The organism is Cellulomonas sp. NPDC055163 (assembly GCF_053607065.1).
In genome coordinates, this window is sequence record NZ_JBSGSU010000006.1 from 199154 (window position 1) to 210552 (window position 11399).

Here is an 11399-nt window from a genome sequence, read left to right on the forward strand (position 1 = left end):
GGGTAGCCATACCTCGCGGAGGGTTGCCTTACCTTCGAGTCACCTCCGCCCGCGGGGCCCGTCGATCTGGAGTGCATGTGACCGAGCTGCTGGTGGCCCCGACCATCGCACCCTTCCGGGCCTTCGCCGTGCGCGTCACGCGCATCGAGGACCTCACGCCGAGCTTCCGCCGCATCACGTTCACCGGCGACGACCTCGACGTGTTCGCGGACAACGGCCGCGACCAGCGCATCAAGCTGATCCTCGCCCGCACCCCCGGCGACGGCACCACGGCCGCCGCCTGCGGCGCCGCGCTCGACACGCTGCTGGCCGGCGACGGCGGCCTCGACTGGTTCACCGCGTGGCGCGAGCAGCCCGACGCCGTCCGCCCGGTCCTGCGCACCTACACGATCGCGGCCGTCCGCCAGGACCTCCGCGAGATCGACGTCGACGTCGTCCTGCACGGCGACCTCGGCCCCGCGTCCCGCTGGGCCGGCAGCGCCCGGGTCGGCGACACGCTCGGCGTCTGCGGGCCCGACGCCCGCCACCCCGGCCCGCACGGCGGCATCGAGTGGGCGCCGCCCGAGCATGCGCTCGCGCTGCTGCTCGCGGGCGACGAGACCGCGGTCCCCGCGATCCGCGGCATCCTCGCGTCGCTGCCCGCCGACGCCCGCGGCGAGGCCGTCCTGGAGATCCCGCACGCCGCCGACGTCCTCCCGCTGCGCGCCCCCGCCGGTGTGCGCGTCACGTGGCTCGCCCGCGAGGACGCCCCGCACGGCTCGGCGCTCGTCCCCGCGGTGCAGGCGGCAGCCGGCCGGCTGCTCGACGCACCGGTGGGCGGCGCCGCGTCCGTCGCCGGCGCCATCGAGGACGTCGACGTCGACGCGCAGATCCTCTGGGAGGTCCCCGTCGACCCCGACGGCGAGCCCCTGACCCGCTCGACCGAGCTGTACGCGTGGCTCGCGGGCGAGGCCGGCGCGATCAAGACGCTGCGCCGCCACCTCGTCGCCGAGCGCGGCGTCGACCGCCGGTCCGTGGCGTTCATGGGGTACTGGCGCGAGGGGCGTGCCGAGGGGGCGTGACCCCTCTGCCGCCCGAGGTGTCGCAGGACTGCGACACCCCGGCGACAGCGCCGCGACCTGCGGTGCGGGCCCGTCGCCTACCGTGACGGCCATGTCGCTCCGCAGGTCCGGAACCCCGCTCCTCACCGTCGCGTCCCTGCTGCTGCTCACCGCGTGCGGCACGGGCGCCGCCGACACCGGTCCCGACCGCGCCGGGTCCGGGCGCACGCCCTCCCCGAGCGCCACCCGCGAGGCACCCGAGCCGACACCGACCGTCCCCGCCGTCGCCGGGTACGCCGCGGGAGAGATCCCCCCGGTCCCGCTGATCGTGCTGCCCGACCTGTCGATGCTCGACGCGTCGCTCGCGGGCTTCGCGCTGGACGTCGCGGCCGCGGTCGGCGACGTCCCCGGCGTGACCGTGACCCCCACGCACTGCGACGCGAGCGGCGTCGCGGAGGTGGGGCGCGGGGCCCTGCTCGCGTACGGCGACGGGTTCGGGGTGTTCACGGCGCCCGACGGGTCCGTCGTGAACTACGGCGACGGCTCCGGCACGTACACGCTGAACGGGACGACGGTCACGGTCTACGGCGACGGGTCGGGGACGTACGAGGCCGGCGGCGTCTCGGTCGTCAGCTACGGCGACGGGTCCGGGAACTACGACGACGGCACCACGCACGTGTACGTGCACACCGACGGCTCGGGCGGCTGGAGCCGCGGCGACCGGTCCGTCGTCAACTACGGCGACGGCGCCGGGCTGCACACCGACGGCGACGTCAAGGTCGTGAACTACGGCGACGGCTCGGGGCTGTACTCCGACCCGACGCTCACCGTGCAGAACTACGGCGACGGCACCGGCACCGTCGACGGGCTGCCCGTCGAGATGGCGCCGCTCCCGCCGGTCCCGCGCCTCGGCCCGTTCCCCTCGATGGGCACCATCGCGCCCGTACCGTCGTGCGGCGCGACGCTGACGCTCGACGCCGGCGTGCTGTTCGACTTCGGGTCCGCCGAGATCCGGCCCGACGCCGACGCCGCGCTCGACGCGCTCGCCTCGGCGCTCGCCGGGGTCGCCGCACCCGCCGGGTCGGTCGAGGGGCACACCGACTCCGTCTCGTCCGACGAGCTCAACCAGCGGCTGTCCGAGGACCGGGCGCGGGCCGTCGCGGAGGCGCTCGCGGACCGGGGGGTCGGGACGGCGTTCGACGTCGTCGGCCACGGCGAGCACCGGCCCGTCGCACCGAACGAGGTCGACGGGCAGGACAACCCCGCGGGCCGCCAGCTCAACCGGCGCGTCGAGATCCTGCTGCCGGGCGTGACGACGTGAGGGCCCGCCGTGCCGTGCCGGCCCGACCGCGGCGTCGGGCCCCCGGCGGCGGAGCTCGGGAGGGCCGCCCGGCCCCGGTGGCCCGGGGCGCCGTCGTCGCGGTCGTCCTCGCGCTGACGCTCGGAGCGTGCAGCGTCGAGGTCGTCGACGACGCGCGGCGCCCCGCCCCGACCGGTGACGCGGCACGGCCGACGACGTCGCCGGGCACGGGACGGGACGACGGCGCCGCAGGCTCCGCCGAGCCGGACGACGCCGCCGACGACGGCTCGGACGGCGGCTCGGGCGACGGCTCGGGCGACGGCTCGGGCGACGGCCCGGCGGGCGGCGGCGGGCCCGCGGCGACGGACCCGGCAGGCTCGGGCGCCGTCGCTGGGCCCGGGCTCCCGGGGCTGCCGACCCGCGACGAGCTGCGGGCCGTGACGACCGCGCAGACGGCGTGCGGCGGGGCGGAGCTGACCCGCGAGCGGGCCGGCGACGCGGTCGAGGTCACGGACGCCTGCGGGACGCTCACGGTCACGGGCGCGGACTCCGTGGTCGTCGCCGGCGACGTGGACCACCTCGTGGTCGCAGGTGCGGGAGCACGCGTCGCCGTCCGCAGCGTCACGACCGTCACCCTCGCCGCGGCCGCCGTCACCGTGACGTGGGAGGCCGGCGCCCCGGTCGTCACCGACGACGGGTCCGGCAGCGTGTACGGCGCGGTCGGTGCCGGATGACGCGCCCGCGCCACCGGCCCGCGTGCGCCCGTCCGTACCCGTGTCCGGGCCCGGACGCGCCGACCCACCCGCACGCGCCGACCGGCCCGCACGCGCCGACCGGCCCGGACGCGTCGACCCGCCCGCACGCGTCGACCGGCCCGCACGCGCGGGCCCGCCCGCACGCGTCCGCCCGCCTCCACGCATCGACCCACGCACACGCGCGTCCCCGCCTCGCGGCAGCCGGGCGGCCCGTCCCCACACCCAGGAGCACCCGATGACCCAGCCCCCGTCCGCCCCCGCGCCGTACCCGTACCCCTACCCGCCGGTCTCCCGCCCGACCAACGTGCTCGCGGTCGTGACGCTCGTGCTGGCCCTGTGCGGGTTCGCGATCATCCCCGTCCTCACGGGCCACGTCGCGCTCCGGCAGATCCGCGAGCGCGGCGACGGCGGCTCGACGGCGGCGGTCGTCGGGCTCGTGCTCGGCTACCTCACGTTCGCCGCGCTCGTCGTCGGCCTGCTGCTCGTCACCGGGGTCGTGGTCTGGGGCGGGCGGCAGTGAGCGCACCGCGCGTCCTGCTCGTCGACGACGAGGAGGCGATCCGCGTCGGTCTCGCGTCGTTCCTGGTGCGCAGCGGGATGGACGTCGAGACGGCCGCCGACGGGGAGGCCGCGCTCGCGGCGCACGCCCGGTGGCGTCCCGACATCCTCGTGTGTGACGTGCTCATGCCGCGGCTCGACGGGCGGTCGGTGGTCCGGCGGCTGCGCGCGGCGGGGGACTGGACGCCGGTCGTCCTGCTCACCCAGGTCGGGGAGTCGTCGGAGCGCTCCGCGGCGCTCGAGGAGGGCGCGGACGACTACCTGAACAAGCCGTTCGACCCGCAGGAGCTGCACGCCCGCGTGCGCGCGGTGCTGCGCCGGGCCGTGCCTGGGCAGCCGTCGCTCGCTGCGGCGGAGCGCCTCGTCAGCGGCGACCTCGTGCTGGACCGGACGGCCCGGCGCACGTGGCTCGCGGGCCGGGAGGTCACGCTGACCCCGAAGGCGTCGCTGCTGCTCGACTACCTCATGACGCACCCCGACGAGCTGCACACGCGGGAGCGGCTGCTACAGGCGCTGTGGGGGTTCGAGCTCGCCGTGAGCAGCCGCGCGGTCGACCACCGGGTCGCGGAGATCCGCCGGGTGCTCGGGGACGACCCGGCGGCGCCGCGCTACGTCGAGACGGTGCAGTCGCTCGGGTACCGGTTCTGCGGTCCGGTGCAGCGGGCGGGCCGCCCGTGACGACGCCGCCGCCCGGCGCAGGAGAGGTGCCGGCCGGGCGCGCCGCAGTGCCCGCCGGGCTCGCGTCCGGGCCACCACGAGCGCCCGCCGGGGTCCCCGCACCTGCGCGAGGTCCCGCGGCCCCCCTGCCCGGGCCGTCGGCACCCGCGGCGGGGCCCTCAGCCTCCGTGGCTGGGCAGTCAGCGCCGTCCGCCCGGCGTCCCGGGCGGCGTGCGGCGACCGTCGTCGCGCTCGTCCCGGCGGTCGCCGGGCTGCTCGGCGCGGCCGTGGTGCTCGCGTCGGGGCGCGCGCTGCGGGTCGTCGTGAGCGCGGAGCTGCCCGTCGCGCTGGCGGTGACGGGGGTGCTGGTGACCGCCGGGGCACTGGCCGCCGGGTGGATCGCGGCGCGACGCCGCCGCGCCGTGGCCGCCGCCGCAGAGGCGGGGGAGCGCGCCGGCCGCGACGACGAGCGCGCCGCGCACCGCCGGTTCCTGCTCCGCCTCGACCACGAGCTGAAGAACCCCGTCACCGCGTTGCGGGCGGCCCTGCCCGGCGTGGTCCCCGACCCCGCGTCGCTCGACGCCGACCAGGCCCGCGCGCTCGACACCCTCCAGCAGCAGACGCACCGGCTCTCGACGCTCGTCGCCGAGCTGCGCAAGCTCGCCGAGCTCGAGACGCGACCGCTCGACCAGGAGGACGTGGACCTCGCGCAGGTGGTGCTGGACGCGGTCGCGGACCTCGGCGACCAGGCGGCCGCGTCGGGGGTCCCGCGCGCGATCACGGTGACGCTGCCGCAGGCGCCGTGGCCGCTGCCGCGCGTGCGCGGGGACGCGGACCTGCTCTACCTCGCGGTCCACAACCTGCTGGCCAACGCCCTGAAGTTCTCGCCCGCGGGCTCGGCGGTCGAGGTCCGCGGCTCCGACGACGACGGCGTCGTGGTCGTCGAGGTCGCCGACTCCGGCACGGGCATCCCGGAGCACGAGCTCGACGCGGTGTTCGACGAGCTCGCGCGCGGCGAGCAGGCGCGCGGCACCCCCGGCTCGGGCCTCGGGCTGCCGCTCGTCCGGGTCGTCGCGCAGCGGCACGGGGGTACGGTCACGCTGCGCTCGCGGCCGGGGCAGGGGACGAGCGCACGGCTGCGGCTCCCCGCGCTGTGAGCGCCGGGGCCGGCTGCGGGTCCGTCGCGACCGCAGCGACCGTGACCCCGCGGCGGGAGCGACCCTCGACGACCGACGCGATGTGCCCCGCGACCCTTGTGGACCGTCTCGCGGCGCGAGTAGACACGAGAGCCTGACGCGCGGCGTCACGCCGTCGGGCTCCCACGGCGGCGCTGGCGTCGGTGGAGAGGGAGTGGTCCGCCCATGGCTCTCACCCGGGTCGCCGCGGTCCAGGCCGCGCACGTGCTCCTCGATCAGGAGGCGTGCCTCGCGAAGGCGCTCCACCTGGTGGAGGAGGCCGCCGCCCAGGGGGCGCGGCTCGTCGTCTTCCCCGAGGTGTTCATCCCCGGGACGCCCGTGTGGATCGACTCGCGACCCATCTGGGACGGCGACGAGGACTGGTACGCGCTGCTCGTCGAGAACGCCGTCGTGGTCCCGGGACCGGTGACGCAGGCGCTCGGCGCGGCCGCCGCGGCCGTCGGGGCGTACGTCGTCATGGGCGTGCAGGAGCGGGACCCGCACGGGTCGACGATCTACAACACGACGCTCTACCTGGGGCCGGACGGGACGCTGGCCAAGCACCGCAAGCTGGTGCCGACCGGGTCGGAGCGCACGGTGTGGGGGAGTGGCGACGGCTCGACGCTGCCGGTCGTCGACACCCCGTACGGCCGGCTCAGCGGGTTGACGTGCTGGGAGAACTACATGCCGCTCGCGCGCTTCCACCTGTACGCGCAGGGCGTCGACATCTGGGCGGCGCCGACGCTGGCCCCCGGGGACGCCTGGGTCGCGACGCTGCGGCACATCGCCCGCGAGGGACGCTGCTACGTCGTCGGCGTCAACCCGTGCACGCACGTCGACCAGCTCCCTGCGGGCCTGCCGCACCGGGACCGGATCTGGACCGTCCAGGACGGGGACGGCGGTTGGGTCGAGCCCGGGAACAGCGTCATCGTCGGGCCGGACGGCGCGCTGCTCGCGGGCCCGCTCCGCCACGCGGAGGGCATCCTGACCGCTGACGTCGACCTCGCGCAGGTCCACGCGGCCCGGCGCCTGTTCGATCCCACCGGGCACTACAACCGCCCCGACATCTTCCGCCTGAGCGTCGACACCCGCCCGCGACCGGCCGTCACGATCGACGACGCGTAGCCGCGTAGCCGCAGAGCCGTGAAGCGGCTGGGCCGCAGGGCGGTTGAGCCGCAGGGTGGCTGGGAGGCAGAGCCGCAGAGCCGTGAAGCGGCTGGGCCGCAGGGAGGCAGGGCGGCTGGGCCGCCGGGCCGCTGGCCCGCAGCCGTGCCGGGCCTGCGCCCGACGGGCGTCGCCCGCCGGACAGCCCCGTGCCGGGCCAGGTCCACCGCGGCCGGCTCGCCTCGTACGATCGCCCGGTGCCTCCCCGCTCGCCGCTCCCGGCACGCCACGGACTCGACGCCGCCCGCCTGCGCACCCCGGACCGCGACCGCGCGACGCCGGACCCCTGGCCGACGATGGGCGTCTGGCTGCGCCACCGCCTCCCCGAGCACGTCGACGTCCCGGCCATGCTGGTGCAGGGGCGGTTCGTCGACGAGGACGGCCGCGCCGTGCGGGACGACGCCCCGTACGTCCCGGCGCGGTACGTGTGGTTCCACCGCGACCTGCGCGACGAGCCGGTCGTGCCGGGGCCGATCCACGTCGTGCACCGGGACGAGCGGCTCGTGGTCGTCGACAAGCCGCCGTTCCTCTCGACGATCCCGCGCGGCGGGCACGTGATGCAGAGCGTCGTCGTCCGGCTCCGCGCGGAGCTGGGCCTGCCCGAGCTGTCGCCGCTGCACCGGCTCGACCGGGTGACGTCCGGGCTGCTCCTGCTCGCGACGGAGCAGCGGTGGCGGGGTGCGTACCAGTCGGCGTTCGAGCGGCGCGCGGTCGACAAGACCTACCGGGCGGTCGCGCCGCTGCGCGCCGACCTCGAGCTGCCGGTCGTCGTGCGCAACCACATCCACAAGGAGCGCGGGACGTGGTGCGCCGAGGTGGTGCCGGGCGCGCCGGTCAACGCCGAGACGCTGGTCGAGGTGGAGCGAGAGGTCGGGCGGGACGCCGCGCACGAGGTCGACGGCGGCGGGGTCCCGGGCCGCCCGGCGGTGGGCGCGGCCGACGCGGGGACGGAGCGGCTCGCCGTGTACCGCCTGACCCCGCGCACGGGACGCACGCACCAGCTGCGCCTGCACCTCGCCGGGCTCGGCATCCCGATCGTCGGCGACCCGCTCTACCCCGTGGTCCGGGACGTGCCGGTCGACGACTTCCGCGACCCGCTCCAGCTCCTCGCCGCCGAGGTCGCGTTCACCGACCCGGTCGACGGGCGGCGCCGCGAGTTCCGCAGCGTCCGTGCGCTCCCGCTGGCCGCGGAGGCGTGACCGCCGGCCGCGAACGCGTGACCGCTGCACCACCGCGCGCGGGCCGCCGCCGTCAGGTCAGGTCCAGCAACCCGGTCAGCGCGTCGTCGATCCGCTGCATGTCCGCGAGCGGCAGGAAGCCGACGAGGTCGCCCAGGCGGGCCTGCGGGTCGACGGCAGTCAGGGCGTCGCACAGGGCGAGCGTCTCGCCGTGGCCGGGGACCTCGATGCGTGGGCGGAACACGTACGGGTTGGCGCGGGTCGACGTCGGGACGACGAGCCAGGTGCTGAGGTGCTCGAGCCGGGAGGCGAGCACCACGACGGCGAACCGCTCGTCCGCTCGCTCGTGCCCGCGCGTCGTGCCGGCCTTCCGCCGGTAGACGTCGCCGCGCATCAGCCGTGGAGGTCGCTCAGGGCCGAGGCCACCTCGGCGCGGTCCTGCGGGTCGGCGGCGGCCGCGCGGGCGTCGATCTCGGCCTGCCGGCGCCACTGCTCGCGGCGCAGCAGCGCGATGCCGTCCCGGATCACCGCCTCGACGGGCACCCCGCGCTCGGCGCTCAGCGCATTCAGCTCGTCGCGCGTCGTGGTGCGCACGCGCACCGTCGTCGTCGCGGCCATGCCGGTCAGTCTACATCGTGTCTACACGCGCGTGTGGGCGCGCGTCGATGAGGCCGCCCGGCGACGCTCACGAAGCGAAAGCCGCAACGACTTGCGCCCGCGCGCGGTCTTTCATCTCCTCGCCGGGGTAGTACCGCTGGAAGACGTCCTCGGCCTCGCCGACAGTCGAGATGCGGCACACCTCGAGGAGCGCGGCGATGTCCCCGCTGTCTCGACGGCCGCGGCCGGCGTTGAGCTTCATCGCGAGCAGCATGTCGGCCGGCGCGACGAGGATCTCCACGGCGGCCCGACCGACGACCGGCGTCCACCGGGGTTCGCCCGAGAACGGCCAGAACTGCACGACAGCGTTGTTGACCCAGTCGGCCTGCCAGCCGCGAGCCTCTGCGACTGCCCTCACGTGAGCCATGACCGCGGTCTGGTTCCCGTAGACGGCGACGTCGATGTCCGTCGTCGACTCACGGTTCCCGACCCGGGAGATCGCCAGAGCGGCGCCGCCCACGACGCAGATCCGCGTGGCGACGTCGCCGTCGGCCAGTCGCGCGGCGAGGTCCGTGAGTGCCCCGAGAATCGCCTCGCGGTCGAAGAGCTGCGTCATGCGGAGGCCAGCTCAGCCGGCGCCAGGTAGACCCGCCGTCGGGCGAAAGCCGCAGGGGCGGCGTCCCGGTCGTGGGCGCGCGCGTACGCCGAGTCGTCCACGAACCAGTCGGACCCGAGGAAGCGTGACGGCGCCTCGACCCACGCCGGGACGGGAAGCTTGCGCGCCGTCAGCAGGTGCTCGACGAGCCCGGCGATCAAGGCGTCGAACGGCGCTGACCCGGTGGGTGCGGGCTCCGTGAGGCACAGAGCGACCTGGACGCCGGCGTCCTGCGAGCGCAGGGTGTCATGGAGCTGGAGGAACGTCCGAAACGCGCCTTCGGGGTCGTCGGTGAGGAGGTGCCGCGCGATCTCGTCCGCGAACACCGCCACAGGGGCGGCCAGTGTCGGCACGCTGATGAGACGGTGCCCGACCGCGGCGAGCAGGCGGTCCAGCACGCCGACCGACGGGTCGCGGGTTCCCTTCTCGATCGCGATTATCGCGGGCCGGTCCGTGCGCGCGGCGACTGCGAGCTGGCGCTGGCTGACGCGTCGCGCGGCACGCCCGGCGCGAAGGAGGGTGGCTGCCGTTGTCATCTTCGCTCCTCGGGGATGGTAGTGGATACGCTACCGCGCGACGTCGGACCCGCCGCTCACGCGACCGGGTGCAGCGCGTCGTACCTCCGGAACCCCGGGTGCCGCCACGCGAACAGCGCCACCCCGACGACGCACGCGAGCCCGCCCAGCACCGCGGCCCACCCGACGCCGGTCACGTCCGCAGTCCCGCCGAGCACGAGGTCCCCGAGGCGCGGGCCGCCCGCGACCACGACGATGAAGACGCCCTGCAGCCGCCCGCGCATCGCGTCCGGCGTCGCCGCCTGGAGGATCGTCGACCGGAAGATGCTGCTGATCGAGTCGGCCGCGCCCGCGAGGACCATGCACGCCGTCGCCGGCCACAGCACCCACGTGGCGACGCCGCCGGGACCCGGTCCGGGCGCGAGCTCGACCACGACGCCGAACGCCGCGACCGCCGTGCCCCACCCGAGCACCGCCACGACCACGGCGTACCCCTGCCGCCGCACGCGCCCGATCGGGCCCGACAGCAGCCCGGCGAGCGCCGAGCCGGTCGCGACACCCGCGAGCAGGATGCCGGCGGTCGTGGCGCCGCCCCCGAGCACCGTCGCACCGATCGCCGGGAAGAGCGCGCGCGGCATCGCGAGCACCATCGCGGTCAGGTCGATCGCGAACGTCGCGCGGATGTTGGGTCTCGTGGCGAGGAACCGCAGACCCTCGGCGACGGAGGCCAGCCCGGCGCGGCGCACCTGCCCCTCGGGCGGCAGCGAGGGGAGCGCGACGAGGGAGGCGACGGCACCGACGAGCAGCACGACCTCGACGGTGTACGCCCAGCCGTACCCGGCGCGCCCGACGAGCAGCCCGGCGAGGAGTGGCCCGAGCGCCATGCTGATCCCGAAGGACAGCCCCGAGAGCGCGTTCGCCGCGGCCAGCAGCCGGGTGCCGACGAGGCGCGGGACGATCGCCGACCGCGCGGGGGAGTTGATCGCGAACAGGCCGTTCTGCAGCGCGACGAGCACGTAGAGCACGCGCACGTCGTCGAGCCCGAGCCACGCCTGCACCGCGAAGCCGGCGGCGACGAGCCAGAGCCCGGTGGACGTCGCGAGGATCACGCGCCGCCGGTCGTACGCGTCGATGAGCGCGCCCCCGTACAGACCGAGCAGCACGAGCGGCACGAAGCCCGCGAGCCCGACGAGGCCCACGCTCAGGTTCGACCGCGTCAGGTCCCAGACCTGGAGCCCGACGGCCGTCGTCGTCAGGCCGGTGCCGACCGCGGACAGCGACGTGCCGAGCCACATCCGGCGGTACGGGACGCTCACGCGCAGCGGGGTCAGGTCGACGAGCAGGCGGGGCACCCGGCCCATCCTCTCCCGCGGCCTCGCGCTGCGTGGCGTCAGGCCAGCGGCACCGTGAACCACACGCGCTTGCCGTCGCGCGTCGGCAGCCAGCCCCAGCTGCGTGCGAGGCGCTCGACGACGCGCATGCCCTGCCCGCCGACGCGGGCCGCGTCGACGCCGAGCACCACGGGCGGGCTGGGGTTCGCGTCGGTCACGCAGACGGTGAGCTCGCCGCGCGTGCACGCCATGTCGAGGTCGATCGCATCCGTCACCCGCCCGTACTTCACGGCGTTCGTGACGACCTCGCTGGTGAGGAGCTCGACGACGTGCAGCGTCGCGTCGGACGCGCCGTGCTGTCGGGCGAGCCGGACGCTCCACTGCCGGCCGAGCCGGGCGGAGCTGAGCAGTGCGGGGACGTGCATCGAGCTCCTCGCTCCCGTCGGGTGAGTCCACCATGCGTCCCGCGGCCCG

At 76.3% G+C, this 11399-nt stretch carries 14 protein-coding genes; 8 read left to right on the forward strand and 6 right to left on the reverse strand.

All coding sequences use genetic code 11. The features are described 5' to 3' along the window. Positions 1-77 precede the first annotated feature (77 nt). The 8 genes from ACWFNE_RS13490 (at position 78) to ACWFNE_RS13525 (ending at position 7848) form a co-directional block, all read left to right on the forward strand. Positions 78-1061 carry a siderophore-interacting protein gene (locus ACWFNE_RS13490; RefSeq protein ID WP_452122945.1) on the forward strand — a complete coding sequence of 328 codons (984 nt, stop codon included), beginning with the start codon at positions 78-80 and terminating at the stop codon, positions 1059-1061. A gap of 91 nt (positions 1062-1152) precedes the next feature. Then, positions 1153-2361 (forward strand): OmpA family protein, encoded by a 1209-nt coding sequence (locus ACWFNE_RS13495; protein WP_452122946.1) that lies wholly within the window; start codon positions 1153-1155, stop codon positions 2359-2361. A 77-nt stretch (positions 2362-2438) separates the two neighbouring features. After that, positions 2439-3074 (forward strand): DUF3060 domain-containing protein, encoded by a 636-nt coding sequence (locus ACWFNE_RS13500; RefSeq protein WP_452122947.1) that lies wholly within the window; start codon positions 2439-2441, stop codon positions 3072-3074. Between the two features lie 256 nt (positions 3075-3330). Next, the gene (locus ACWFNE_RS13505; protein ID WP_452122948.1) at positions 3331-3615 is read left to right on the forward strand and encodes a DUF4190 domain-containing protein; all 285 of its coding nucleotides are present in this window, start codon (positions 3331-3333) and stop codon (positions 3613-3615) included. After that, positions 3612-4331, forward strand: coding sequence for a response regulator transcription factor (locus ACWFNE_RS13510; RefSeq protein ID WP_452122949.1), 720 nt, complete (start codon positions 3612-3614; stop codon positions 4329-4331). The genes ACWFNE_RS13505 and ACWFNE_RS13510 overlap by 4 nt, the downstream gene beginning before the upstream one ends. A 167-nt stretch (positions 4332-4498) precedes the next feature. Further along, the gene (locus ACWFNE_RS13515; protein WP_452122950.1) at positions 4499-5467 is read left to right on the forward strand and encodes a sensor histidine kinase; all 969 of its coding nucleotides are present in this window, start codon (positions 4499-4501) and stop codon (positions 5465-5467) included. Between the two features lie 204 nt (positions 5468-5671). Then, the gene (locus tag ACWFNE_RS13520; protein ID WP_452122951.1) at positions 5672-6610 is read left to right on the forward strand and encodes a carbon-nitrogen hydrolase family protein; all 939 of its coding nucleotides are present in this window, start codon (positions 5672-5674) and stop codon (positions 6608-6610) included. A gap of 236 nt (positions 6611-6846) precedes the next feature. Then, the gene (locus ACWFNE_RS13525) at positions 6847-7848 is read left to right on the forward strand and encodes a pseudouridine synthase (protein ID WP_452122952.1); all 1002 of its coding nucleotides are present in this window, start codon (positions 6847-6849) and stop codon (positions 7846-7848) included. A gap of 52 nt (positions 7849-7900) precedes the next feature. On the opposite strand, the gene ACWFNE_RS13530 is transcribed toward ACWFNE_RS13525, so the two are convergent. The 6 genes from ACWFNE_RS13530 to ACWFNE_RS13555 all read right to left on the reverse strand — a co-directional run bounded on the left by ACWFNE_RS13530 (position 7901) and on the right by ACWFNE_RS13555 (position 11350). After that, complete coding sequence (locus ACWFNE_RS13530; RefSeq protein ID WP_452122953.1) at positions 7901-8221, reverse strand: type II toxin-antitoxin system PemK/MazF family toxin; 321 nt, start codon at positions 8219-8221, stop codon at positions 7901-7903. Continuing rightward, positions 8221-8445 carry a hypothetical protein gene (locus ACWFNE_RS13535; RefSeq protein WP_452122954.1) on the reverse strand — a complete coding sequence of 75 codons (225 nt, stop codon included), beginning with the start codon at positions 8443-8445 and terminating at the stop codon, positions 8221-8223. The genes ACWFNE_RS13530 and ACWFNE_RS13535 overlap by 1 nt, the downstream gene beginning before the upstream one ends. A gap of 67 nt (positions 8446-8512) precedes the next feature. Beyond that, positions 8513-9040 (reverse strand): DUF6036 family nucleotidyltransferase, encoded by a 528-nt coding sequence (locus tag ACWFNE_RS13540; RefSeq protein WP_452122955.1) that lies wholly within the window; start codon positions 9038-9040, stop codon positions 8513-8515. Beyond that, positions 9037-9615 (reverse strand): helix-turn-helix domain-containing protein, encoded by a 579-nt coding sequence (locus ACWFNE_RS13545; RefSeq protein WP_452122956.1) that lies wholly within the window; start codon positions 9613-9615, stop codon positions 9037-9039. The genes ACWFNE_RS13540 and ACWFNE_RS13545 overlap by 4 nt, the downstream gene beginning before the upstream one ends. Before the next feature lie 56 nt (positions 9616-9671). Then, positions 9672-10946: an MFS transporter gene (locus ACWFNE_RS13550; RefSeq protein WP_452122957.1), complete on the reverse strand. Its 1275-nt coding sequence runs from the start codon at positions 10944-10946 to the stop codon at positions 9672-9674. A gap of 38 nt (positions 10947-10984) precedes the next feature. After that, positions 10985-11350, reverse strand: a complete 366-nt coding sequence (locus ACWFNE_RS13555; RefSeq protein WP_452122958.1) for an ATP-binding protein — start codon at positions 11348-11350, stop codon at positions 10985-10987. Between the last annotated feature and the right edge of the window lie 49 nt (positions 11351-11399).